General features: G+C 62.9%; 25 protein-coding genes and 4 pseudogenes. 9 read left to right on the top strand and 20 right to left on the bottom strand.

Annotation, left to right across the window (positions count from 1 at the left end; all coding sequences use genetic code 11):
• Positions 1 to 32 precede the first annotated feature (32 nt).
• Positions 33 to 482 (bottom strand): DUF3604 domain-containing protein, encoded by a 450-nt coding sequence (locus IQ782_RS26715; protein ID WP_240989599.1) that lies wholly within the window; start codon positions 480 to 482, stop codon positions 33 to 35.
• Positions 483 to 645: 163 nt separating this feature from the next.
• Here IQ782_RS26715 and IQ782_RS26720 point away from each other — a divergent pair.
• Positions 646 to 1193: pseudogene (locus IQ782_RS26720) on the top strand (tyrosine-type recombinase/integrase).
• 352 nt (positions 1194 to 1545) lie between these two features.
• Here the strand turns inward: IQ782_RS26720 and tal are convergent.
• From tal to IQ782_RS26755, 7 genes are all read right to left on the bottom strand, one after another.
• Positions 1546 to 2490 carry a transaldolase gene (gene tal, locus IQ782_RS26725; protein WP_194137734.1) on the bottom strand — a complete coding sequence of 315 codons (945 nt, stop codon included), beginning with the start codon at positions 2488 to 2490 and terminating at the stop codon, positions 1546 to 1548.
• Positions 2491 to 2546: 56 nt separating this feature from the next.
• Complete coding sequence (eda, locus tag IQ782_RS26730) at positions 2547 to 3182, bottom strand: bifunctional 4-hydroxy-2-oxoglutarate aldolase/2-dehydro-3-deoxy-phosphogluconate aldolase (protein WP_194137735.1); 636 nt, start codon at positions 3180 to 3182, stop codon at positions 2547 to 2549.
• Positions 3172 to 4098, bottom strand: a complete 927-nt coding sequence (locus IQ782_RS26735) for a PfkB family carbohydrate kinase (RefSeq protein WP_194137736.1) — start codon at positions 4096 to 4098, stop codon at positions 3172 to 3174. Before IQ782_RS26735 ends, eda begins: the two co-directional genes overlap by 11 nt.
• Entirely contained in the window at positions 4095 to 5294 is a 1200-nt protein-coding gene (gene uxuA, locus IQ782_RS26740; RefSeq protein WP_194137737.1) for a mannonate dehydratase, read from the bottom strand. Before uxuA ends, IQ782_RS26735 begins: the two co-directional genes overlap by 4 nt.
• A 32-nt stretch (positions 5295 to 5326) precedes the next feature.
• Positions 5327 to 6607, bottom strand: coding sequence for a TRAP transporter large permease (locus IQ782_RS26745; protein ID WP_194137738.1), 1281 nt, complete (start codon positions 6605 to 6607; stop codon positions 5327 to 5329).
• The gene (locus IQ782_RS26750) at positions 6604 to 7125 is read right to left on the bottom strand and encodes a TRAP transporter small permease (RefSeq protein WP_194137739.1); all 522 of its coding nucleotides are present in this window, start codon (positions 7123 to 7125) and stop codon (positions 6604 to 6606) included. The genes IQ782_RS26745 and IQ782_RS26750 overlap by 4 nt, the downstream gene beginning before the upstream one ends.
• Before the next feature lie 75 nt (positions 7126 to 7200).
• A complete protein-coding gene (locus IQ782_RS26755; protein ID WP_194137740.1) occupies positions 7201 to 8178 on the bottom strand; it encodes a sialic acid TRAP transporter substrate-binding protein SiaP in 978 nt (325 codons plus the stop codon).
• A gap of 224 nt (positions 8179 to 8402) precedes the next feature.
• Between IQ782_RS26755 and IQ782_RS26760 the strand changes: the two genes are divergently transcribed.
• Positions 8403 to 9185: a GntR family transcriptional regulator gene (locus tag IQ782_RS26760; RefSeq protein WP_194137741.1), complete on the top strand. Its 783-nt coding sequence runs from the start codon at positions 8403 to 8405 to the stop codon at positions 9183 to 9185.
• Positions 9186 to 9390: 205 nt separating this feature from the next.
• Here IQ782_RS26760 and IQ782_RS26765 read toward each other — a convergent pair.
• Together IQ782_RS26765 and IQ782_RS26775 are read right to left on the bottom strand one after the other, a co-directional pair.
• Positions 9391 to 9624: pseudogene (locus IQ782_RS26765) on the bottom strand (IS3 family transposase); the annotation flags it as partial.
• Between the two features lie 516 nt (positions 9625 to 10140).
• Positions 10141 to 10929: an SDR family NAD(P)-dependent oxidoreductase gene (locus tag IQ782_RS26775; RefSeq protein ID WP_194137743.1), complete on the bottom strand. Its 789-nt coding sequence runs from the start codon at positions 10927 to 10929 to the stop codon at positions 10141 to 10143.
• 926 nt (positions 10930 to 11855) lie between these two features.
• Between IQ782_RS26775 and IQ782_RS26780 the strand changes: the two genes are divergently transcribed.
• The 6 genes from IQ782_RS26780 to IQ782_RS26805 all read left to right on the top strand — a co-directional run bounded on the left by IQ782_RS26780 (position 11856) and on the right by IQ782_RS26805 (position 14540).
• Positions 11856 to 12062 (top strand): cold-shock protein, encoded by a 207-nt coding sequence (locus IQ782_RS26780; RefSeq protein ID WP_092431303.1) that lies wholly within the window; start codon positions 11856 to 11858, stop codon positions 12060 to 12062.
• On the top strand, positions 12059 to 12286 hold the full coding sequence (locus tag IQ782_RS26785) for a hypothetical protein (RefSeq protein ID WP_194137744.1): 228 nt from the start codon (positions 12059 to 12061) through the stop codon (positions 12284 to 12286). Before IQ782_RS26780 ends, IQ782_RS26785 begins: the two co-directional genes overlap by 4 nt.
• A 246-nt stretch (positions 12287 to 12532) precedes the next feature.
• Positions 12533 to 12697 carry a hypothetical protein gene (locus IQ782_RS26790; RefSeq protein WP_194137745.1) on the top strand — a complete coding sequence of 55 codons (165 nt, stop codon included), beginning with the start codon at positions 12533 to 12535 and terminating at the stop codon, positions 12695 to 12697.
• 369 nt (positions 12698 to 13066) lie between these two features.
• On the top strand, positions 13067 to 13318 hold the full coding sequence (locus IQ782_RS26795; protein WP_194137746.1) for a DUF982 domain-containing protein: 252 nt from the start codon (positions 13067 to 13069) through the stop codon (positions 13316 to 13318).
• Between the two features lie 166 nt (positions 13319 to 13484).
• Positions 13485 to 13733 carry a ParB N-terminal domain-containing protein gene (locus IQ782_RS26800; RefSeq protein ID WP_194137747.1) on the top strand — a complete coding sequence of 83 codons (249 nt, stop codon included), beginning with the start codon at positions 13485 to 13487 and terminating at the stop codon, positions 13731 to 13733.
• A 318-nt stretch (positions 13734 to 14051) separates the two neighbouring features.
• A complete protein-coding gene (locus tag IQ782_RS26805; RefSeq protein WP_194137748.1) occupies positions 14052 to 14540 on the top strand; it encodes a GFA family protein in 489 nt (162 codons plus the stop codon).
• A 241-nt stretch (positions 14541 to 14781) separates the two neighbouring features.
• Here the strand turns inward: IQ782_RS26805 and IQ782_RS30030 are convergent.
• From IQ782_RS30030 to IQ782_RS26835, 7 genes and pseudogenes are all read right to left on the bottom strand, one after another.
• Positions 14782 to 15001, bottom strand: a pseudogene (locus tag IQ782_RS30030) (transposase); the annotation flags it as partial.
• Positions 15002 to 15273: 272 nt separating this feature from the next.
• Positions 15274 to 16002 carry an anti-sigma factor gene (locus IQ782_RS26810; protein ID WP_194137749.1) on the bottom strand — a complete coding sequence of 243 codons (729 nt, stop codon included), beginning with the start codon at positions 16000 to 16002 and terminating at the stop codon, positions 15274 to 15276.
• On the bottom strand, positions 15999 to 16463 hold the full coding sequence (locus tag IQ782_RS26815) for a sigma-70 family RNA polymerase sigma factor (RefSeq protein WP_194137768.1): 465 nt from the start codon (positions 16461 to 16463) through the stop codon (positions 15999 to 16001). The genes IQ782_RS26810 and IQ782_RS26815 overlap by 4 nt, the downstream gene beginning before the upstream one ends.
• A gap of 260 nt (positions 16464 to 16723) precedes the next feature.
• Positions 16724 to 17530, bottom strand: coding sequence for a DUF4394 domain-containing protein (locus IQ782_RS26820; protein ID WP_194137750.1), 807 nt, complete (start codon positions 17528 to 17530; stop codon positions 16724 to 16726).
• Positions 17531 to 18039: 509 nt separating this feature from the next.
• Positions 18040 to 18603, bottom strand: coding sequence for a fasciclin domain-containing protein (locus tag IQ782_RS26825; RefSeq protein ID WP_194137751.1), 564 nt, complete (start codon positions 18601 to 18603; stop codon positions 18040 to 18042).
• Positions 18604 to 18704: 101 nt separating this feature from the next.
• On the bottom strand, positions 18705 to 19397 hold the full coding sequence (locus IQ782_RS26830; RefSeq protein ID WP_194137752.1) for an anti-sigma factor: 693 nt from the start codon (positions 19395 to 19397) through the stop codon (positions 18705 to 18707).
• On the bottom strand, positions 19394 to 19951 hold the full coding sequence (locus IQ782_RS26835) for a sigma-70 family RNA polymerase sigma factor (protein WP_194137753.1): 558 nt from the start codon (positions 19949 to 19951) through the stop codon (positions 19394 to 19396). The genes IQ782_RS26830 and IQ782_RS26835 overlap by 4 nt, the downstream gene beginning before the upstream one ends.
• Positions 19952 to 20632: 681 nt before the next feature.
• Between IQ782_RS26835 and IQ782_RS30035 the strand changes: the two are divergent.
• Positions 20633 to 20818 (top strand): annotated as a pseudogene (locus IQ782_RS30035) (integrase core domain-containing protein); the annotation flags it as partial.
• Positions 20819 to 22063: 1245 nt separating this feature from the next.
• On the opposite strand, the gene IQ782_RS26845 reads toward IQ782_RS30035, so the two are convergent.
• The 3 genes from IQ782_RS26845 to IQ782_RS26855 form a co-directional block, all read right to left on the bottom strand.
• Positions 22064 to 22333, bottom strand: a complete 270-nt coding sequence (locus IQ782_RS26845) for a hypothetical protein (RefSeq protein WP_194137754.1) — start codon at positions 22331 to 22333, stop codon at positions 22064 to 22066.
• 188 nt (positions 22334 to 22521) lie between these two features.
• Positions 22522 to 24045, bottom strand: coding sequence for a multicopper oxidase family protein (locus tag IQ782_RS26850; RefSeq protein WP_194137755.1), 1524 nt, complete (start codon positions 24043 to 24045; stop codon positions 22522 to 22524).
• A 52-nt stretch (positions 24046 to 24097) separates the two neighbouring features.
• Positions 24098 to 24448, bottom strand: a complete 351-nt coding sequence (locus tag IQ782_RS26855) for a hypothetical protein (protein ID WP_194137756.1) — start codon at positions 24446 to 24448, stop codon at positions 24098 to 24100.
• Between the last annotated feature and the right edge of the window lie 8 nt (positions 24449 to 24456).

Below are 24456 nucleotides of genomic sequence, written 5' to 3' on the forward strand. Positions count from 1 at the left end.
CCGAAGATCGACGATGACCGCCAGCCTCGCGATCAGCGACGCTCGCGGCTTCCTACACCACGCCGCGGGGCACTATCATCGAGCGGCTGCGCGAGCTTCACCGGCTGGCCGGTGTTCGACGTCACCTGCTCGCCGCGCGCGAACCGGTATGCATCCCGCGGACGCAGGCGCGTTCCGCTACCGCCCGCGTCGGCGGACAGCGCAGTATGAACGTGGGTGTCGCCAAAATAGACCTGCGTCGGGAATGCTCGGTCGGCATAGGGCGAATAGGGCCGGCCCGTCGCATCGTGGAGCCCCTCGGGATTGATCGCGTCTTGGCTGGTGGCGGCGGTTGCACATACGCTCAGTAAGGCTACCGTACCCAACCGGATTGCTGCGTGAATTGCTCTTGTCATAAATCGCTCTTCCTCAAATCCGTGGAGGCCCGCCCTGCCGGGAGGGTTGAAATGCACGAATGATACGGGCCTCAGGATGACCTGCATAGACCGATCCGAAAGCTGCGAGCGGCCCCAAGACTTGAAGTGGACATGGGAAATGCCGCGTACAGGCGCACCGGAAATGACTGTCGAGTTTGGGCTCGAACCCGTGGAAGCGCGGCGGCGCCCCTGAAACCGTGGCAGGCTCGTCGGCCAGAAACGGCCTTTGCTGCCGAAACCGGTCTGGGCGATCCGTGCGCGCCTCGAACGCGCGTGCAACCTTTGCAATCTCGCTCTGATCAATCTTGCCATCGACAGCAGGTGCGGGGCTGCGACCTCGTCGGTCCGAGGGTCGCCGAGCACGATGCCGGCGATCGTATCCGCGAACGCGTATCGGTCCTCCAGAGCAAGACGCGCCGCCCCGCTCAGTTCGAAGTCACGGAGAACACTCGTGCTTCGGTCTTGGCTCGGGTGAGGCGGCCGGAGATGATCGGCTGCGCCACCCTGTTACCGACCCGGTTCCATGCCGGACCGCGCATTTCGACGCGACAATACGCGCGCCTCGTTCGAGAGTGGGGGGCGGAGATCGGTCTCGAGCCGAGCGGCTACGGCACGCACTCGTTGAAGCGCACCAAGGCTGCAAAAATCTACCGCAAGACAGGCAATCTTCGCGCGGTCCAGCTCCTGCCGGATCACACCAAGGCGGACAGTACGGTCCCGTACCTGGGCGTCGAGCTTGAGGATGCTCTGAGCATCGCGGAGTCAGTCGACATTTGATACCTTCGGCGAACGGCGCACGCTGTTCGCCAGCCGAGACCGGACGTGCGAGGATCTACGTGCCGACGTGGGCTTCGAGCGCTGACCAGCCCTTCCCTGACATCTGCCCTATCGCCATTCGCTGCGACTGAGCATTTCTAGGAACGGCTATTCGCGGCGGATGCGAAGCCGGGTGAGCGCGAAATCACATTTCGCAGGAGATCGCTGCACGAGCTCATGTGCGCGGTCGCGCCGCAGTTGCATCCAGCTGGAAACCTTCTGTCCTGGCAGGCTCCGGTTCAGAGTCAAATTTTGGAGCTGCGGACCCGGAACAAGGCAAGAGGTTTGATAGAACTCGACCTGCCATAGTCCCCTAATTCAGCCGTTCTGCGATCAGGCGCTGTAGCCTTTTGCCGTCGGCGTCGAAGTCGCGGATGCCTTCGGCGAGTTTCTCGGTTGCCATTGCGTCAGCATTCATCTGCCAGCGAAAACTGGCTTCGTCTATGCTCAGGGAGGCTGCGCCGGTTGCTTTTTCGGGTGACAGCATGCGGGGGAGGTTACCTTGTTCGCGGGCCAATTCGTTCAGCAGATTGGGAGAGATGGTCAGGTTATCGCAGCCCGCGAGTGCTTTGATCTGACCGACATTGCGAAACGAAGCGCCCATCACGACGGTCCTGATGTTGTTGGACTTGTAGTAATCGTAGATTCTGCGCACCGATTTGACACCGGGGTCTTCGGCAGGGGAATAAGCTTCGACGCCTTCGGCTTTCCTGTACCAGTCAGTGATCCGCCCCACGAAGGGTGATATGAGGAAGGCTCCTGCGTCAGCGCAGGCCGCGGCTTGGGCCATCGAGAAAATGAGCGTCAAGTTGCAGTCGATCCCCTCGTCCTGAAGAATTTCGGCGGCTCGGACACCCTCCCAAGTCGCAGCCAGCTTGATGAGAATGCGCTCTTTGCCAATTCCCCGAGCTTCGTAATCCGCAATGATGGCGCGGGCACGGTCCAAGGACGCGCCGGTGTCGAATGAGAGGTTCGCTTCGACTTCGGTCGAGATGCGGCCCGGCACCACCTTGCTCAAATCGGCCCCGAGCGCCACGGTCAAGGATGCGGCGATGTCTGGAGCATCCTTGCCCGCCCTGCGCCCGGCTTCAATTTCCCGAGCGACCAGCTCTTCTGCGGCCGGGTCCTGCAGTGCAGCTCGTATGAGTGATGGGTTGGTCGTACAATCCACCGGCCTGTTTTTCTTCAGCGAGGAAACCTCGCCGGTATCGGCGACAATGACGGTCATCTCTCGGAGCTGCTCAAGTACGTTGGTCATATAAGCCCTGTTGCATATAATGGGGTGGCACCGCTGAATTGGGATCAGCGATGCCGTCAGAGGCGACGCATCTCTTCGATGGAGGACGTCATAGCTTCGCGGATTTCTTCGGGCCCAAGGTATTCACCTCCGTCGGCGTACATCCATGACCCTCCGACGGAGAGGACGCCAGGCAGAGATGAATATCCCGCAAGCATCGAGCGCTTAATTCCTCCAGAAGGCATCATCATCACATCAGGGAAGATACGACCGAGGTCTTTCAGTGCCGACGCACCGCCCGCCGCTTCCGACGGGTAGAATTTCAGAAGGCGTTGTCCGGATTTCCGCGCTTCAATGATTTCGCTGGGGGTCACTACCCCCGGTACGTGAGCCACGTTTTTCCCCGCAGTATAGCTCTCCAGGTCACTGCAACGCCCAGGGCTAATGGTAAAGTCTGCGCCGGCCTCGACAGCGATGTCGTAGGTCATAGGGTCCATGACACTGCCCGCGCCAAGAATGATGTCGGGGTGGCGCAGGCGGCACGCCCGAAGAGTGTCGATTGCGAGCTCACTCCGCAACGTAATCTCGATGGTCGTTGCGCCGCCCGCGACCAATGCGTCCACAGCAGAGAGGCATTGATCCTGACATTTCGGATCAATCACCGGAACCACTCGCACTGCTTCGAGGGCGTTCTTCAGTTCATCAGCTTTCATTGTAGCTTGCCTTCATGAGTTCTAGGGTCTGTTGTCGGTTCGGCGCGCCCAAACGGCCACCGACGACGGTGCATTTCAGCGCCGCGGCCGCGCTCGCAAAACGCAGCGCGCTTTCCGGTGACCGGCCCTCAGCCAGTGCCAGTGCGAAAGCACCGTGGAACACGTCGCCAGCCGCGTTCGTGTCCACGACGTCAACCCGTGGGTTGGCGATATGATGGACCTCACCCGTGTGAGGGGCGGTCCAATAGGCGCCTTGACCCCCGGCTGTCACGCAGGAAAAGCAGCCATATCTCGCGCAGATCGCCTGAGCGGCATCCGAGGGGGAAGTCTGGCCGGACAGGATCGAAGCCCCCGCTTGCGAGGCCACGATGTGCGTGGCACTCGGGGCGAGGGTGAGCAGCACTTCTTCCGATGCATGATCAGCATCTAGGATCGCGTGACGACCTTCGTCGCGCGCAGCATCGAGCGCGATTTTCGATGCCCCGGGCCATCGGACATCTGCCATCACAGCGGAATACCGATGCATTGGCGGCAGGTCCTCTGATCTGGGAGGTGCCTGAGTTTTAGGATCGTAGTCAACCAAGACCCAGCGCTCACCGGTCGCGTCCACTACAATCGTCGCCGTCGCGCTGCGTCCGAGTGGCACGCGCCGAACATGGCTGCAGTCGACCCCTTCTGCCGCGATCTCGGCGATCAGAGAGGGCGCAATCTGATCATCGCCCACGCTCGCCCACAGAGTGGCACGCCCGCCGAGCCTCGCTGCTGCCGTTGCTGCCGTGGACGCCATGCCCGACGCCGTACTCACTTTCTCATGGGCGAGATACTTCCCCGGACCACGCGAAAAGTCATCGACGCGATATAGAGTGTCGAGGGTCAACGCGCCCACAAAGAGGACCCCTTGGCAAGAGCGCGTCATGACACTGCTGCCTCACGGTCCGCATAGCGCAACCCTGCGAGCGCACCGCGCAGTTCTGCAAGACCCTTCAGCCTGCCGTAGAAGCTGTATCCCGGATTGCCCGCGCGCGTCAGGTCATCCGCCAAACGATGCCCGTGGTCTGGCCGGAATGGAATTGGCCGAGGTGTACCGGTCGCGAGACGACGCATCTCTTCTCGCCTGAGGATATCGAGAGCGGCCACCAATGACACCGATCCACCGAGGTGCTCGGCTTCCATAAACGACTCGGGATCGGCATCGTCTTTCTCTACGACCCGCAGGTGCGCAAAGTGAATTCTGTCGGCATGATCTCGGCCGATCCTGAGAGCGTCGTCGGGATCGCCGACCGACAGCGATCCCAAGCACCAGGTCAGGCCATTGCACCGCGCGGGGTTCGCTTCAAACATGGCGTTGAAGTCCTCTGGTGTGGACGCTGCCAGAGGCAGGCCGAACAGGTTTTTCGGCGGATCGTTTGGATGAATCGCCAAGTTGACGCCCAGCCTTTCCGCCTCGGGCACAACAATAGATTGGAACTCAATCAAATTGCGCCGAATGTCAGCGTTGGACAGCCCTTCGTATTCAGCGATCTTGGCCCGAAACCGGTCTAGGCCTAGCGCGCCGATCATCGAGCCAGGCAATCCTGCGGTAATGGCGTTGGTCAGCTTCGATTTGTCCTCGTCGGTCATCGCTGCGAAGTGCTTTTCCGCGGCCTCAATCCGACGTTGATCGTAGGAGCCCTCGGCACCCGGCCTTTTCATGATGAAAAGCTCGAATGCCGCGAAGACTGTCGCATCAAATCGAAGTGCCTGTACACCATTGGCAAGGCTAAATTCAGTGTCTGTCCGGACCCAGTCGACACCAATGGAAAAGTTGTAACAGACCGTTGGAATGCCCGCCTCAGCGACGGCGCGAAGGCTCTCGATCCACGTCTCGATAGCCTTTTCGGCCTGTGCGCCTGTCGCCTTGATCTCTTCGGCTACGGGTATGCTCTCCACCACATCCCATTCGAGCCCCGCATCACGGATCTTGGCCTTGCGAGCTTTGACCTGCTCGGATGTCCACGCCTTTTCAAGCGGCACATCGTGCAGGGCTGTGACAATGCCGGTGGCCCCGGCCTGGCGAATATTTGAGAGCGTGACGGGATCGTCCGGTCCGAACCAGCGCATAGTTTCAATCATGGGATCAGCTTTCTCGTTGCGGAGCGACCGGATCAGTTCCGGTAGAGCAGTTCAGGAAGGAAAAGGGTGATTTGTGGGACGAACGTCAGCAGCAGCAGAACGAGGACCAGGGGCACGACAAAGGGCATCGTGGCCGACACGCATTGCTTGAACGGGACATTCGACACACGTGACAAGACGTAGAGCACCATGCCGACCGGCGGCGTGAGCAGCCCGAGCATGAGGTTCAAGATGACGATGATCCCGAGGTGTACTGGATCAATGCCGACTTGGGCGGCGACCGGCATCAGGATCGGCACCAAGATAGAAATGGCCGCGATGGTCTCCATGAACAGGCCGACTATCAACACGACCAGGAGGATCATGAGCAGGACAATGGTCTTGTTTTCAGTGACGCCGAGCAAACCCTCCGCGAATAAGGCCGCAGCCTGGTTCGCCGTCAGAATCCAAGCGAAGACGCTTGCCGTGCCCACGATCAGCAACAATGCTGCGGTGGTTTCGATCGTGTCGATCGAAACAGAGATTATCCGGCGCAAATCGAGCGTCCGATAGATCACAACACCCAGGAACAGAGCAAACGCTGACGCGCACACGGCAGCTTCAGTCGGGGTAAAGGCTCCCGTTGCAATGCCTCCCACGATGATGACCGGCGTCATGAGCGGCAAGAAAGCCTCGCGGAACTTGATCCAAACGTTGGCGACGCTGAATGACGTGTCTCGCGGGTAACCTCGCTTGCGGGAAAACCACCAGACCATCAGGGACAGAGATAGCGCCATCAACAGGCCGGGAATGATCCCGGCGACGAACAATTCGCCGATCGACACGGATGCCATGACACCAAATATGACCAGTGGCAGAGAAGGGGGAATGATGGGGCCGATAGTCGAGGATGCTGCAGTGACTCCGACCGAAAAATCGTCATCATAGCCCGCCTCACGCATGGCCTCGATCTCGATTTGACCGAGCCCGCCAGCGTCGGCAACGGCAGCGCCGGACATACCGGCGAAGATGATGCTCGCACCTACATTGACGTGGCCGAGCCCACCGTGCGCCCAGCCCACCAGAGCGCGCGCAAAACCGAAAATCCTCTTGGTGATGCCGCCCGAGTTCATGAGACCGCCGGCAAAAATGAAGAACGGAATTGCCAGCAGTGGAAAGCTGTCCATGCCATTCAGTGTCGTATGCGCGAGAAGGATGACCGGTTGGCCCGATATCAGGATGTAGGCCAGCGACGACAGTCCAAGGGCGATGGCAATCGGCACGCGAAGGAACATCAGCCCGAACAGGATGACGAAGAGCAGAAAGATAGTCATTTCCTGTCCCCCAACACCAGGGTCAGGAACTGTCGGACGTGTACAGCGACAAGGATCACAAGAGCGATCATCACAACTGCATAGAGGTAGTATTTTGGGAATGGCAGTGAGATCATCTGAAGCCGCCAGGTCTTGGAGGCGAGCCCCCACAGCGCGTAGGCGAACACCCCAAAAAACACCGTACTGAGGACCAAAGACAGGAGCTTAACTTGCTTCAGGAATTTGGCGGCCAGTCCATCTACAAGCTCCAGCCGGATATGGCTGTCCCTCAATTGGCAACGTATGGCGGCAACGAAAGTTAGGACTATCAGGAGATAGCGGGCGAGCTCTTCGGTGAATGCCAGCGAGTCATTGAGCACGTAGCGCGTGAAGAACTGCAGAAAAACCGTCACGAAGAGCGCAAGAAAGATTAGAAGCGCGGGAAGGTCACGTAGACCGACATCGAGCTTCTTCAGTTGTTCGACCTCGTCGCGCTCTTGCGCATCGATCAAGGCGTCGATGTTATCATTGACTGACATTGGTCTCCTCCCAATGAAATCAGGCGAAAGACGGCCAGGTGACGTGTCCCCGGACGCCTTTGCATTTTCGCGCAATCAGCCTTTGATGGCCTGAAGGCGCTCGTACTGCTCCTTCGAGAAGGGGAAGTCCTGCTTGTCGAGATACTCCCTCATCAGATCGATGAAGGGTTGGCGATCCACCTTATTGATGGTCACCCCCTCGTCTTTGAACCACTCAGCAAGCTCGCCTTCAGCGGCAACGATCTGGTTGGAGGCCCAGAGAGCGTTCTCCTGCAGAATTGCTGCAAGGGTGTCATAGTCATCAGCCAGTCGGTCGACCGCGGAGGGGGACAGCAAGGTGATCAAGGAGTTTGTGATGTGCCCGGTCAGATTGATGTTCGACTGTACCTCGTAGAACCGCTTCGATTGGATGACCGGAAGAGGATTTTCCTGAGCATCAACCACGCCCTGCTGAAGGGCGAGATAGACCTCGGAGAACGAAATCGGCGTTGCGTTGGCGCCGGCTGCATTCGGGAACCACTGGTAGGCCGGGTTGCCAGGAGTGCGGATCTTGAGCCCTTTCATGTCTTCTGGCGTAAGGATCGGCTCATTGGCTGTCACATGACGTGTGCCATAGTAGGTCAGAGAGGCGATGTGATTTCCGGTTGCTTCCTCGTATCCCTCGCCGAGTTCAGCAAAGAGGTCCGATTGGCTGTACGCCTTCCAATGGTTGTAATCCCGCAGAGCGAAGGGATAAGCGGAAACAACAATCGGACCGTAATACTGCGCCATGAAGGTCGGGCCGCTGTAGATGATATCGACAGTGCCGATCGAGAGTGCGTCATTGAGCGCCGCCTCATTCCCGAGCTGCGATGCGGGGAAGACCTCGATCTCATAGCGGCCATCGGTTGCCGCCTCAAAGGCATCGGCGCTGCGCTGAGCCGCTTGATGGTAAATGGACCCTACTTCGTAGGTGTGCCCCCATTTCAGAACCTCCTGGGCCTGAGCGGCAGCGGTTGCCGAACCGATCAGGCCGGCACTCATCGCGAGAACCTTGAGGTACGTCGTTTTCATCGTGCTCCTCCTTTGAACAACGTTGCTCGTTTTGTAGTCGCCGCTAACGTGCCGAGGCTTTGCTCCCCGTTCAAATGTCTTTAATGATTAAGAAACAGGGTTAAATTCGTCTGGCGACTATGGCGCGAACGCAGCGGAAATTTCGGCAGAAGTATAATGAATCGCTAGACTTTCTCGCGTCTGGCGGGACCGTGGATAGCATTTCCGGGTTCGCGAACGCTCTGATGATCAGCAGGACCATGGCGCGTCCGCTCGTCGAGCGCCTACAAGAAAACAGCCTCCTTGCCGACAGTCTCGGAGGCGCTGCCAGGTCAGTCAGGCCATCCGACTACTACGATCGCAGCGAGACGCTTGAGACCAAGGACATCCTTCGCAGAGCGTTCATGCACTGGATAATCGAGCAAGAGCTAGCTCCGGGCATGTACATCGATGAACGCAAGGTCGCCGCACGACTCCGAATACCGCTCTTGTCGGTGCGTGAGTTCCTCATCTCTATGAGCCAATTCGGATACTTCCGAAAAGTTCGCGATCGTGAATGGGTGGTCGAAGACCTCGACCGGACCTTCTTCTCGCAGATGCTAGATGTGCGGATGATGTTCGAACTGAATTCGATTGCACCCTTGATAGAGCTCCCCGAACAGGACCCGTTCTGGCGCACGCTCTACAGCCTCCGGAACCAGCACCTTGACCTGCTCGAAACCAAAGGCGGTGAGACGCTTCCATTTGTTGAACTCGACAATGCATTCCATGGATTGTTGAATACAGCCTCGAACAATCGCGTAATGCAGATTTTCCAGGATGCCGTGTTCTTCGTATTTTATTTCCATTACCGCTGGGACAACAGCGACGAACGTGCTCGCAATGAAATAGCGATGCGGGAGCATCTTAATATCATGGATGCGATTTTTGATAAGGATGTGGAGAGTTCCAGGTCTTCGCTAAGGGGTCATTTGCAGGCGGCGCAGGATAATCTTCTGAGCTCGATAGAAAATCGCATCAAAAGGTAGATTGTATGCCAGGGGTGCTCTGCCCCCTGAAAACGAAACCGTTTCAATCTGGAGTTTTCGGCTGTGTGACCTGCTCCCCAACGCAGGATCACCGGAAGCGGGAATTTTCCGGCGGTTTCACGATGACGGGCTGCTGTCGTCCATCGTCATACTCATTGCTACGTTCTCCCTTGTAGCATGAGCAGGAATTTAATGGGTCGATTCAGTCCATCGCCCAGGCATCGTGCGGTCCGGAGGCTTCTTCCCGGTCCTCTCGCAGCTTGGCTTTCACGCGCTGCTTCCGGGGCCTGTTCCTGAACTGCAAGCCCAACTCATCGTAAATCATGCGCGTCTTCTTGATGTTGATGGTCCAATCCATTCGCTTCAGCAGAACATGGACGCGCCGATAGCCATCCCGGACGCGTGCCTCGCAACTCTCCCTGATCCGCCTGTGCGACGCCCAGTCGGCGACGCCCAGGACTTTCGAGCGCCGGGCGGGGCCATGTGGTGCGTTCTGTCGCGCTTTCGCGACGCGCGCGCCTTCGGGTCCGCTTTTCTGCGGCGTAGGGACACGGGCTGCGGGTGGTCTGCTGAAAGCCCCCGCACCGGTCGGGCGCGGGGGCAGGGGGTCATTCCGGCAGAGCAAAGGCGATGACGTAATCCGCCCAATCGTTCGGATTGTAGCGGGCGCCCCGGCGGTCAGCACGATGTACTGGCGGCCATCCTTGCCGACATAGGTCATCGGCGTGGACAGCGAGCCCGACGGCAGTCGGCCCTTCCAGAGCACTTCGCCGGTTTCGGTGTCATAGGCGCGCAGATATAAATCGTGCCCTTGGCGAGCTTGGAGCGGGTCGCGACGGATGCGACGGTGGGCAGGCGACGGGTGTCTTCGAGAAACAGCGCGAGCGCTGCCTCGAGGATCGCCTCCCGGCGGGCTTGCTTGTCTTCGGCGGCGGACGCGTAGGTGATCATGAGCCTACCTTGCGTTGGTCAGAGACCGCGCCATGAGGCGCAGGAGAAGCCCGCGAGGCAGCAACCGTGCCGAGAAGGCGGCAAGCTGGTTCATCCGGCCGGCGACAACGCTCCGCTTTCCTTTCAGCAACGCGGTGATGCCAATATCGGCCACGCGCGCCGGTGTGAGCATGGTCGCGCGCAGCAAGGCGCTCGGACGGTGGCCCGCAGTTCCCAAGAACCCGGTGTCCATGATGCCCGGCGACAACACGGTAACCACGACTCCGGCGTCGGCGAGCTCCTGATGCAGGGCTTCACCGAAATGCACCACGTAGGCCTTGGTGGAGGCATAGGCGGCGTAGCTCGGGCAAGGGGGATAGGCTGTCAGGCTGCCCACGAGCAGGACTGCGCCACTGCCCCTGTGCGCCATGTCCGAGCCGAAAAGTCGGGTAAGCACAGTCAGGCTGTGAACGTTGACGCGCAGCATCTCTGCGGTCGCATCGACGCATTGGGACACGAAATCCCCGTGCATGCCGAAGCCCGCATTGTTCACGAGAACATCGACCGCGATCCCGCGCCGGATGAGCCGGCAATGAAGGTCCGAGGCCGCCTCCGGCGCACTCAGGTCGCAGGGTTCGACCAGGACTTCGACGCCGTGGCGCTCGCGGAGCTGCTGCGCAAGAGGCTCCAGTGCGTCCCGTCGGCGCGCGGAGAGGACAAGATTGCAGCCCCGTGCCGCAAGGTTGTGCGCCAGATTGGTGCCGAGGCCTCCGGTTGCGCCAGACAACAGCGCCCATTTCCCCTTGATATCCATGCTACCCCCAAAATGACCACTGGTCACCGATATGGTGACTGGCGGTCATTTTCAACCTTGCAGTCCGCTTCTGCCGCAAGGCTAGGAGCAGAGACCTGTTGGAGGTGGGGAAAATCGAAAGTGCCCAAGCGTATTTCAGCGGGCTCTTTTGCGAGAGGAAGGCTGCTGGCTTCCAAGCCAGCGAGACGTCGCTGCCATAACGGACCTCCAACGGAAGCAACTCTGCGATCAGCTCAGAAACACGCCTCGCAAGCGCCTCGGCTGGAGGACCCCGGCCGAGACCTTCCGCGAAAAGATGTTGGAGGAAATCGGTCGGCGCCGCTTCCGTCGCAGGTCGCGGGGGTCGCGCTTCAAGCAGCGCTCACAACCCCTTTCGCTACGAGGGCGACCATAGGACAGAACCCTGGCCGCTCTCCCAGTCCCGGTAGGCGGATCACGCCGGCAGGGACCGAGGGGCCGCTCGAGACCCTGGACAGAGCCCGACCAACCGCTCCGCCGGATCGGCGAACCTCATCCCGGTAGCAGTCGCGCGCAACATCGCCCAGGTGACACCGGTGAGTGGCAGCTGGTGCGGAAGGGACTGCGATCTTCTCTCCCTGGAGGTCGGAGGCAGCGTGAACGTGGATGGTCCTCGAGCGGTCAAACCCCTGAGACCGATGCGCCGCAGGTGGCATCTGGGCGGCAGTTCAGAAGTTGCCCAAGAGTTGGACCGTGTGCCGGACGCATCGGATTCGCCCCGACAGACTTTAATTTACACCACCTTCCGATTGTCCTTGTAAACCCGCACGACAGCCACCACATGTGATGAGCTTACGCTTTTCTCTTCGAAATGCTGCTTCCGCTAACCCGGTTTCGGTTGATCGTCTTGGATCGACATTTGCCGGGCTGCCGCATGTCGCGGGCAGCATATTCAGGAGACTACGGACATGGCCAATGGCACCGTAAAATGGTTCAACAGCACCAAGGGCTTCGGCTTCATCGCGCCGGAAAGCGGCGACAAGGATATCTTCCTGCACGTCACGGCGCTTGAACGCGCTGGCATTACGCGCATCGACGACGGTCAGAACGTGACTTTCGATGTCGAGACAGGCCGCGACGGTCGCGAGTCCGCCAGCAATCTGGCCCTGGCTTGAAGCGCTCGCTGGACGATCTGCTGAAGGGCATTCCGGCGCAATCCGGGAACGGCGGGCAACCGCCGCAGCCCAAGGGGACGTCCGGTGAGAAGCGGACCGGGCCGGAAACCCAGCTCGACAGGATCACGGCGGGCGCCAAGCGCGTACTGCAAGAAGAAGCCGACGAGCGCGCCGAAAAGCTGGCGCGCCTCAAAGCTGCCCGCGAAGCGCGCGACAAGACGTGATCGCGAAGACGTGGCCGGCGCTGAACGGGTGGATTGCCCGTGGAGCGCCGTGTCGCGATTGCAGACGACGGTCTGACATCCCGCACTCTTCGGGCGAAGCAGATCGGATTTCCGGGTGAGCGCGTCGAGTGGATTGGTCCATCCTGTGGGCCTCGGCCATTCCGCATCAGTCTTACCTGGAGGAGCTGCTGCAGGGCTCGCCCTGCGGCAGCTTCCATTCAGATTGACCATTTAGAGGAGAGAGACATGGGCTATTCGCCTTCGAAAAAGCAGTTGGACCTCAAGGACTTCCTGAGCAAGCCGGCAAAGAAACGTCCCGGAGCGAAAACTTTCGGCTACCAGAAATTCCGGACACCGCCGACACCGGTTGCCGAGCCCGCAGCGCAGCCCGCCGAGGAGAAGTCGGAATAATTTCCGGCGCGACGGCACACCCTTTCGAGCGCCGCAAGATGGGCCAATCCCAATGAGAACGGCCCTTTCAAGCTGTCTCGGGCCCGAACCGCACCGCAAGGAACACCCTTGAGCGCCTTCGGAGCGGCCATACTCTGCAGCCCAACCAATTGGCTGCACACGCAGATACATCTGCGCCTCGAATTCCGGTCGGGCGACATTCATCTAGTATGACATTGTCTTGGCCCCACCCAATCCGGCGGCCTTGAGCGCGTGAGCGTTCCTGCGCCCGGACATCTTCCCACGCCGCAGGCGCCGCCGATGGAGCAACTCGCGAGAGGGCTCGCCAGGGTCGGCGCCGTGGCTTCACGAATACGAAAGACAACACATATGATGGAAATTCTCTGGGGCGAGCCCCTTGTCCTGATCGATCCGAAAGACGGGGACGTCACGCGCTTCTGCACGATCGAGAAGGTCCACTATTGGCTGCGCCGCAAATGGCCGGTGGCCGATGCGGCGCAACAGACTGCCTTGGCGAAGGTCGAGGCGGCCATGGAGTGCATGAACTCCGTCGACGATGCCCGCAACGCGTTCCTGAAGGCCGCCCATTTGGCAGGTTTCAAGCAAGCGGCCCTGGCCTGATGGGTCGCGTGCCAAGCGGCGAGTGCTGAGAGCACGGTTCAACGCGGCCCGGCCCAAAGCACATGTGTGGCCCAGGGCGCGGGTTCCGGTGAACTGAGAACCAGTGTCGTGCTTTCCAACCTCGAAATGACTCGCGTCTCATGCCGATCTGCCCCATGCTCTATCGATGTTGGAAAAGCACACCGTTGCGATCAGCGACATCAGGGTCCCGCTCAAACGAAAAAGAACTCTTTGCGAGGACAAGGTCCAGAAGATCGCGGAGAGCATTTTGGAGGAAGGGCAGACCACCCCAATTCAGCTCCGGCCTGACGGAGACGGCTACGTGCTGATCGAAGGTCTCCACCGGCTTGAGGCTCTTCGGGTGCTTGGAGAGGACTCCGTGCTGGCCTATTTCGTGCGAGCCCGGCTGCACTGACCCTTCCGGGATTCGGCGCATCTCGGAAGCCCATGACACTTGATGGTTGCGGTTCGGCGACCACCCGCGTGGCAGTTTGGTCGACTTTCTCGTCCGGTTCCCAGGATAGGGACGGCAGGCGGGTGCCGAAAGCGCAGCTGGCTTCGCCGGTTTCATCTTGCGGAAAGCTGCTGTTCAGAAGGAGCGCGGCGACCGGCCCTTCCAAGGCCGAGCGCGATGTTTCTCAAGCCTCTCGCTTGTATTGATTTCGAACTGTGCGACGCTTGAGCGGTTTTCTTTCGCCAGCGACCCTGGCGCAGGTTTTGGGAGGATGGAGACATGCCGAGCCATCAGGGAGGCTGCCTTTGCGGAGGCATTCGTTACGAGACTCTGGCAGAACCGAGCCGTGTCACGGTCTGTCATTGCCGCTTCTGCCAGAAGGCTACCGGATCCGCCTATATGGTTGAGCCGATCTTTGAAGCAGACAACCTCGTCCTGCTTTCCGGCCTGCCCAAAGTTTACAAACAGGTATCGGCAGGCTCCGGCAAAGTGGTTCACATTCACTTTTGTCCCGACTGCGGCACCAAGCTTTGGCTCAGCTTCGAGCGGTTTCCCGATGCGGTCGGCGTATACGCCGGAACCTTTGATGATCCGTGTTGGTTCCCGATCGACCCGGCGACCGCCAAGCACATTTTTCTCGGTGCTGCGCGTGCAGATACCATTGTCCCCGGTGGCCTGCCGACATTCGTTGAGCACGCCATGACGAACGAAGGTACGCCGCAGGAGGCGTCGGTCTTCGACACTTTTCACCAGATAGGCGGCAGATAACGCGGGCCGTGCGCAGGGGCGACACTCGGGCCTCGGAAAATTCCGCGTCGGACATCTCAGGACAGGGTCGAGATCGGGCACCGCGGCATGAAAGCCCGGTGACGTCGAAAGGAAATCCAGGCTTCCTTGCGCCCTTTTTGCCGTGCGATGCGCATACAGCGCCCTGACGTGTGACGTGGTTCCCGGAAATCGGGCACTCTGCCAAGCTTGCCGCCCACGATGGCACCTTCGCTGGCTTGTCCTTGGCCAAAAAATCCCGCTTCACCACCAGCTGGCCGATCTTGGCGTGCCGCTTGTCGATCTCGCCCTCCTTCTCGGCCGCCTGCGCCTCCAGGTGTTGATCAGCGTCCGATGCACGCCGTGCTTTGCCATCAGTTCGGCGACCGCCAACTCGCCACGATGGCCTCAAGCGCCAACTTCGCCTCGAACTTGGCGCTGGAATTCCTTCTTTTGCCAGCCACGCTGTTCTCCCGCGTCATCGTTGGCGGCAAGCTTGCAAAGGTGTCCGATTTTCGGGGACCACCTCAGATCTCTCCTGCTTGGGTATCTGGGCCATCGCTTGCGAAAGGCTGTGGCCTCTAAATCCCACCGTTTGCGGCCAAGACCACAACTCTGTGTCGAATTGCCTTCGGTCCGATAAATCGGACAGAGAGAAACTTGGCCTTTGCGCCCTGCCGCGAAATCAGCGGATGGCGGGTAGGCCGGAGACCGGCCATGGCCCGCTCCCGCGGCTTCAGGTCACCGGCTCCTTGGCCAGCCCCTTGCCGAGGATGGGGCCGGTCGGAAGGTTGGTGGGCGAGCCGCCGGAGGGCTCGAAGGTGATCTCGTAGAGCTGCGTCGGATGCGGTTCGGGCAGCCCTTGAACGCTCAAGACACGTGACAGGCCGGTGGAGAGCAGGCCCAGCGAGACGGGCGGGCCGTCGTCTTCGGGCTTGGTCCAGACCTGCATCACCTGGCCCGCGGGCACATCGGGCCGCTCGAGCAGGGTTACGCGGGTGGTGTTGTCCGGGCCGCTTTCGACAAGCGCGATGGCTTCGCCGCGGTCATCCAGCAGCACGGCCACGACCAGGGGGTCAGATGGCGCGAGCAGCGACCAGCCCAGCAGGCAGGCCAGCAGCAGGCTGGCGGCGATCCCGGTCACGGCGGCGCCGCGCCAGCGGTTCAGGCGCGCGCGCAGCGGGGCAAGGTCGATCACCTCGGCGCCAGCCGGTTCAGGCTCCGGCGAAGGCGGCGTCTCCTCCGATACATCCAGCCGCGGCGCGAGGCGCTCCCAGAACCCTTCCGGCAGCGGCAGGTCGTCGGCGGTTTCGTCGAGTGGGGCGAAGCGGTCACGCGCCCTTGCAAGCCGCTCGGCCACCTCGGGATCGCGCGCGGCGAGCTCCTCGAGCCGCGCGACATCGGCCTCCGAGGCGAGCCCGAGGACAACCTCGTCGATCAGCAGATCAAGAGAACGGTCCGTCATGACAGACACTCCCTCAGCTTGAGCAGGCCGCGCCGGATACGTGCCTTTACCGTGCCCAGCGGCGTTGCCAGCCGACCAGCGATCTCGCCGTGGCTGTGTCCGAGCACGTAGGAGGACAGGATCGCACGGCGTGTCGCCTCATCAAGCCCTTCCAGGCACCCGCGCAGATCTGCCGAGCTGGGCAGCCGGTCAAAGGCCGCGTCGACAAGGGCGCCCTCGGAGGCGCGGTCGATTGCCTGCGGTTCGGTCGGCACTTCGCGGTCCTCGCTGCGCAGCATGGTCAGGCAGCGGTTGCGCAGGATGGTGTAGAGCCAGCCCTTGGCGCTGCCCCGGCTCTCGTCGAACTGATGCGCCCGGCGCCAGACCAGCACGAGGGCCTCCTGCACCGCATCCTCGGCAAGGTCGAGCCGGCCCAGCATGCGACGCGCGACACCGAGCATACGCCCGCCCTCCGCCGTCATGATCCCGCGCAGGGCGGATTTGTCGCCCCCCGCGCAGGCCCTGATCAAGGCTGCATGATCCGTCACGTGACTTCCTGCTCTCCCTGTGCCGCCCTCTTGCGCTGCGGCAATGGGACTACGGCTAGAGACCGCTTGCAGGCCTGTCAATTTACACAAGACGGCAGGGCGGGATACGGGTTGAGGCGTTGCCGATTTGCGTGATCCGTTCGAGCCGGGCGCAGGCATGCAGCCTGCGCCCGGCATGGACGTATCGCGACGCCTCACATCTCCGCGGTCATGAAGGTGATGTCGCGCAGCATCGCGCCGTCAGCGCCCTCGATATCCCAGCTTTCCTGCACGGAGCCGTCGTCGAGCGAGACGGTGTGCAGCTGACCCGCAGCCACAAGCCATGCGGTGTTGGTGCCCTCGGCATCGGTGGCGATATCGAAGGCGTAGTGGTCCGCGCCCTCGATGCCCAGCTTGCCGACCGCCGCCAGCGTGCCGTCATTGGGCGAGGTCTGCCGGATCAGCGCGACGATGGTGCTGTCGATGTCGTACATCGCGGTGCTCTCGGGCTTGCCGAAACTGTTGATATAGGCCGCCGCGACGATGGCCGGGGCCTCGCCCGCGTGCATGTCGGCCTCCTCGAAGGCCAGCGAGCCGTCGACCGTCACGGCACCGCTTTCGATGTCGACGCGGTGGTTGGTGGTGCCCGACATGAAGCGCAGCTTGTCGGCCATCGGGTTGAAGTCGACGATCACCGGCGCGCCCGCCTCGATCATAAGCTCCTTGTCCATGGTCGAGATCACGGTGGCAGCCCCGGTCTCGGGATCGATCTCGACGATCTCGAATGTGTCGGTGACACCGATCAGCTGCCCGTTCGAGGGGCGCAGGTCGATGCCCAGAAGCCGGTCGACACCGGTGACTTCCATGGACTCCGTCACCATGGCAGAGCTCGTGTCGATGACGTGCAGCATCTTGTCTCCGCTGAGCCCGATCGCGGTCATCGCGCCATGGTCGTCGGCCAGCGCACCGGTGGCGGCAGAGGTGGTCAGCAGCAGGGTCAGGGCGGAAAAGGTCTTGTGCATCGTTCAGTCTCCTCAGGTGTCGAGCGCGGCCAGTCCGCGGGCTCGATACTCCTAGGACTCGGGCTCGGGTCCGTTTGGATGCACCTGGAGGAAGAAAAGTTTTTGGCCCGCCGGAATGCTCTTGGTGGCCGAGTGCCGGAAGCGTGCGTTGCGGGCACGTGACCAAGGCGTCAGACACCGCCGGAGCCGGCCACACTGTCCAGCAACAACCGGCACCGCGGCGAGGCGCGCCCAATGGGGCCGGCGCACAGCGGACGACTGCCCTGATCCCTGCCACGTTTTCTCCAGGGCGCTTCGAGAGCATTTGTGGAGGCAGGATAGGCGTCGCTTGCGGGGTCGGACAGCGTCTCGTGAATATTGGCCTTCGGGTCATCGCTGTCCGGCCAAGATGAAGGGGCGCCTCGCGCCCGCTTCCGCTCGCTCAGGGATCAGAACGCGGCCTCTGACCCGATCGGCAGCTTGCGCCCGCGACAGGCATGACGTCGCGGATGCAAGTCTGCGGCGCTTGCTTACTTGGGCACCAGCACATGGTCCACCACGTGGATCACGCCATTCGACTGGTCGACATCGGCGATCGTCACGCGGGCGATCGTGCCGCTTTCATCGTAGACGTAGAGCATCCCGTCCTTCATGCGTGCGGACAAGGCGTCGCCCGAAACGGTCGTGAAGTTCGCCAGACCGTCCGAGCTCGCGCGAGCCTTTTGCATGATCTTTGCGGCGGTCCAGTCGCCGGCGAGCACATGCGCCGTCAGCACCTTGGTCAGCATGGCCTTGTTTTCCGGCTTCAACAGTGTCTCGACCGTTCCGGCCGGAAGCATTTCGAAGGCGGTGTTTGTCGGCGCGAACACCGTGAACGGGCCGGGGCCCTGAAGGGTCTCGACCAGGCCGGCCGCCTGAACCGCGGCGACGAGGGTCGTGTGATCGGCAGAGTTCACCGCGTTCTCGACGATATTCTTGGACTCGTACATCGGCGCGCCGCCGACCATCGGGTTTGCGGCAAAGGCCGGGGCCGAAAAGCCAAGGGTCGCGACAAGGCCGAGAGCGAGGGCGGACGTGCATTTGATGTTGGTCATGATGTTTCCTCCAGAATGCGCCGGTTTTGTCCGGGGCTGCAGAGGATACGAAGCCGCGATTGGCCGCGTTGCGCCAAGGCGCAGAAAAAAGTTCCGCTGCGCTAGAGGCTCGGAATCGGCGCGGTTGCCAGCACCGGTCCGCTCGGGCCCGCACCGGGCGATCCGCCCGCCGGTTCCAGGCTGACCGCCAGCACATCGCCTGCACGCACATCAGCGCTCACCTCGGTCGTGCGCGGGGCGAGGAGCCCGAGGGATGCGACCTGTCCGTCGCGGATCAGCCACAGTTGGTAGGATCGCCCCTCGGGATCGGGTGCATCGGACAGGCGGCGAAAGACCAGCCGTTGGCTGTCGCCGCGGACGGCGATCTGCAGGTCCGGCGCGCTCAGTTCTGCCAGCGGGGCGCCGGGCCGGTACAGAGGCGTGCCCAAGATCGCCACGAGCGCAATAGCGGTCACCACGGCCAGCCCGAGAAGGATCGCAGGTCCGGGCCTCCGCACGGCGTCCCCGGTTGCGCCCCGGCTCTGCATTCCCCGACGCAGCCAGCCAAGCACGCCACCTCGCAGCGGCCCGGATGCCCCGAAAAGCCTTTGCTCGGCTCGGTCCAGCACGGCGGAAGGTGGCACGACGGCTGCGAACTCGACGTTCAGCTCGGAGAAGCGCGCCTGCCACATCTCGACCTCCCGCGCGAAGGCCGGATCGCGGGTGATCCGGTCCTCGGCCCGCGCGCGATCCTCGGCCGAGGCAAGCCCCAGCACGTAGTCCGCCGCGAGATCGGAGGTCTCGTCTTCCGTCATGCGTCCATGCACTCCTTGAGCTTGCGCAGGCCACGATGCAGCCAGCTGCGCAGGGTGTTCAGCGGGATCCCGAAGGCGCTCGCGATGTCGTCGTAGCTGCGCCCGTCAAGATAGGCGCTCCGGATAGCGGTGGCACGGTCCGTGTCGAGCGTCGCCAGACAATCGGCGATGCGCCGCGCCTCGTCCTTCATCTCGACGAGGGTTTCCGGCCCCGGCCCGGCGTCGGCAACCTCCAGCATGGCCGCATCATTCGAACCGGCGGCCTCACGGCGCAGTGCGGCCGTGCGCGATCGCAGGCGATCGAGGCAATGGTTGCGCGCGACGGTCACAACCCACGACATCGGCTGGCCGCGCATGGAATCGAACTGATGCGCCTTGCTCCAAAGCTTGACCATAATCTCCTGCAACGCGTCTTCCGCTTCGGCCCTGTCCTTGAGCATACGTAGACAGACCCCGAAAAGTTTCGGGCCGGCTTCGGAATAGAGGTTTCGCAGCGCGGCCCTCTCCCCCTGCGCCATGCGCAAGAGGACGTCGGCCAGCGGTTCCTCGGTCATGGGTCCCCCTCTTATTTGGGCAGGACGCCTGCCAAACCCGCCCAATGTCAAGAAAAACGAGGGAGATGATCGCGATCGCTCCAGAATGTCTGCAAGCTGTGCGCTTTGCACCAGCCTTCACGCTGCTGCTGAAACGCAGGCCATCCGCAAGTCGGTCAAGGGTGAACCAGTCCCCGAAAACCGGACTTTTCCCAAGCTTGCGGCCCAGGATGACGCGGAAGAACAGCGTGGCCGGCAACCGAAGGACTTCCACCGCCGGGCGCAAGGCGACGGCGACGCTTCGGGCCATCCGAGGCGAGCTGACGGTTGCCGATCCGTTGGCAAAGCGCGGCGTGCATCGGACGCTGCTCAACACCCGGAAGCGGCAGGCTCCCGAGGGCATGTCCGGTTTCTTCTCGGGCAGGGCAGGGCCGGGGCGCGGGCAGCCGGGAAGGAGGGCGAGATCGAGAAGCTGCACGCCGGGATCGGCCGGTGGCATGGCGGGTTTTTTTTGACCAAAGGCGCGCCACTGAAGGCGCTATCGGTTCGGGCCCACCGGCGCGCGGACGGTGATCCACGGTCCGGCGCGGTCATGCGAGGCATGACGCCGAGAGGGGAGGCGCGGTTCATCAAGTTGCCGGTCCACGGCAGCCGTCAGCCTCGCGGGACATCGCAGCGCACGGCCCTGCCGGGCAAAGGACGGACGGCCGCGGGCGCTGGATGGGCAATGCCCTGATCGAACGTCTATGGCGGTCGCTGAAAACCGAGTGGGTCTGCCTTCACGCCTACGAAACCGGGTCCGCGGCGCGGGCAGGCATCGGAACATGCATGACTGTCCACACCACCGACCGCCCGAATTCGGCACATGGCCGCAAGGCGGCAGCATGATCACCAGGCAAGCTTGGCAGCGCCGCAAACCTGTCCGGGAAAGGGGGTCCACCTCGGCTCTTTCCGAAGTCATCCACGACGGGGCTTCGTCTCGGCGTTTAGGGCTCGGACGTCCCCGGGTGATCTGCGCGGCACCCGGTACGCTCCGCAGGAAGATCTCGCGGGATAGATCCGGTGCCTGCCGCCCTAGCCGACGCGGCAACCGTGTGCCGCGTCCCGATGGGGCAGGTGTCGCCTCCCGCGCCTCCAAGGTCGCGGCCGTGACAGGTTCCGCGTCGGGCAGGGTCATCAGGCGCATGCAAGCGCCGGACCCCTTCACCTGCCGGACCAGCCCCCAGGTCAGCGCCGCCGCCCGTCGCAGGGCTTCCGTGCGCGCCGCCAGACGTGGCAGAACGAGGGGTGCCAAGGCGTCGTGTCCCCCCAAGAGCTGCGTGTCTGCGGCCCTCGCGGGGTCGAGGCTGAGCCGGACCTCGCACCCCGAGGCGGGCCAGCAGACCGCGGATCGTCTTCTCCGCGTGGCGCTGAGCGCCGATCGCAGCGTCGCGCGCTGCCAGCCAGGCCCGACGTTCCTGCGCAGGCTGCCTCTTGACCTCGACTCCTCGGCAAAAGCCCGCCCGCGCGAGATCGGCCAGCGTCGCAGCGTCGTCGGCATCTGTCTTGTCATGCATCTGACCAAGCACGGCGCATTCGCATTCGGAACCGTCCTCGTCTCGGAGGCCCGTTTCGTGACGCCTTCTGAGCGGCGCCCGCAGATCGTTGTCCGATCCTTCGAGACATCCAGTCCAACGTGGTATCGCTCCATTTCCTCTCTCCTCTTCCATGGGGCCAGAGACCTGTCCGCGAGCGCGGGGGATCAATAGCCTCGCCATGGTCCTTGGGCTGATGGCGGACAGGGACTCGTCCCGGGGCTTGTCCGGCGCCTTCACCCAGGCATGGACGCCGCTCGGGCGGACGCGCAGACACCGGCGCTTCGCCCCGAGGGAGACCTGCCCGCGAGGCTCGGCCGCGAACGCCACCCTCATCGGCACCCAGGCCAATGGCGCGTCAGGGACGCCCCCTTTTCGGACTGTCACGCGCCTCCGAGACCCCGCGCCAACTCTTTTTCGGGCCCGCCTCTGCCGAAAACGCCATCGCGAACGTCTTCTTCCAGGCGTGGAGCGACGACGCGCCAATCCCCGGACGTTCCGACGCTTCCCGGACCGGGGCGCCCGCTCGGTGATCTGCGCGGGCGCGTCCCGCTTCGAGTCATCGCTGAACTTGTTGCTCCTCATGGCCTTCGTGCCTCGAAATCAGCGAAGGCGGCGGCCACTGAACATGGGGCTCTTCAGCCGGTGCCATGGGCCTGAGCACATCTTTCGTCAGAACCATTCCAGCCGTGACGATCTCGGACGTGATCATCTCCCGATACGGAATGTTGCGATCCCGCTTGGGCGGATAGATGCCGCCGGGGCGCGGTTGCAGCATCAGAACGAGAGGCTGCGCCTCCGGCTGGTCAATGACAGGGTCTTCGCCCATGCCATGCACCTGCACGGCACGCATATCCGCCGGGGTCGGCGGATGACGCCCGGCGCCCGACGCGCGACATGTCGATTGGTATACACCGTCAGGGATGGCGGACCGGATCGAGGTGGCCAGAGGGGCACCGCCGCCAGACGTGAATCGGCGCGGCGCGGGGACCTTCCCCCGCGCCGCCGGTCCTTTGGTCAGGCCGTGGCCCGCACCTGCAGTTCGGTCATCATGCCCGTCGCCAGATGCCCCATGTGATGGCAGTGCATCATCCAGCGCGCCGCCTCGCCGGCGTCGAAGGCAACCGTCACGGAGCCCATCGCCGGCACGAAGACCGTGTCGCGCAGCGCGCCCTGCACGGGCTGACCGCCGACCGCGACCACCTGGAAGACATGGCCATGCAGGTGCATCGGATGCGCCATCATCGACATGTTGTGGAACATCATCTCGACCCGCGCGCCCTGGGGCACCGTGATCGGCCTGTGGTCCTCCCAGACCGCATCGTTGATCGTCCAGACATAAGGGGCCATCGCGCCGCCGAGCATCACCATCTGGCGAACATCCGGCTCCCGGGCCGCGAGCGGCGAGACGGCGCGCAAGGCAAGCTCCTGCCGCATGTCGCCGGCAACGGGCGGGGTCTCGGTCTCGGCGCGGGTCGCCAGGCGCGGCACCGCGGCGCCCTGCGGAGCGAGGATGAGCCCGGTCTGCTCGTGTGCCCCCTCGCGCAGGGCGAGGACAGGACGGGCGATCCCGTCACCGGGCATGTCGAGGTCGATCTCCATGCGCTGGCCCGAGGCGATGGGGAAACGCGTGCCGGCAAGAGGCGCGACCGCGTCCCCGTCCACCGCGACCAGCCGGGCTTGCAGTTCGCCGGTGTCGATCCAATAGGCGGTCATCGACGCGCCGTTGATGATCCGCAGCCGCAAACGGCCGTTGCGCTCGACCGTCACGACCTCCGGATCGTCGAGCGTGCGGTCGTTGGTGAGATAGGCATCGAAGTCGAAATCGTTGAGGTCCATCGGCATCTCGGACATGCCGCTCATACCGGACATGTTGCCCATGCCGGACATGCCCGGCATCTCGCCCATGCCGGACATTCCGCCCGTCGGTGCTGCGGTCTCGCCGTGGTGCATGGCGCCATGGTCCATCGGGGCCGGAGCATGTGCCCCGCCATGGTGTCCGCCGCTGCTGCCGGTGGTCTCGGCCAGCACGTCATCGGGGGATTTGAAGCTGAAGTCATGCAGGAACATGACCACCTCCTGCCGGTCGGCGGCGACATCCTCGGCGCTGCGCACGATCAGCGGCGCGGCAAGCAGGGCGATCTCCTGCTGCGGGATGTGGCTGTGCATCCAGAAGGTGCCGGGCCGCGGCGCATAGTCATAGGCGCGGCGCTCGCCGACCTTCAGCATGGGGTTGGTGTTGGGCGCGCCGTCCTGCGCGTTGGGCGGGATCTGCCCGTGCCAGTGGATGATCGTCTCGGCATCGAGGCCATTGGTCAGATCGACGGCGAAGCGCTGGCCCGGATCGAGGGTCAGCCCCTGGCCGCCCGTGCCATTGGTCAGCCCCAGGACGGTGGCAGCGCGGCCGTTCACCTCGATGGTGCGGGTGCCTGCGGTGAGCGACAGCCGGTCCGTTGCCGCCCGCGCCCTTGCGGGCAGCAGCAGCGAGGCGGACACGGCGGCGGAAGCGGCAAGAAAGCCGCGGCGGGAATATCGGGTCATGATGATCTCCGTGAAATGAGGTTTCGCGAGGCGGGACGAGGTCCCGTGGAGATCAGCTTCGGGGAGGAGGGTATGATGGGGCGAAATCCTGGGACGACAGCGTCACGTCGGCAAGCGACGCCACGACCCGCGACACCTGAGCCTTGCCGGGGCCGGGCAGGTCCCCGATACGGGCCGCGTCAACCGGCAGGCAATGGGCCTCGCACATCTGGGCGTGGCCCTTGTCCCCCATCTCGCCATGCGCGGCGGATGGATGCGCTGCGTGGCCCGCATGGGCCTCGACGCTCGCGGGGGGATCGCAGCACAGCGCAGTGATCGCCATCGCGCGCACCGGCCCGGCCGGCAGCGCGGTCCAGACCCCGAGCAGGGTCAGCATCAGCAGGCGAAGCAGGAGCCGTGTCATGGCGCGAC

Source organism: Salipiger mangrovisoli (assembly GCF_015223355.1).
Lineage (GTDB): Bacteria > Pseudomonadota > Alphaproteobacteria > Rhodobacterales > Rhodobacteraceae > Salipiger > Salipiger mangrovisoli.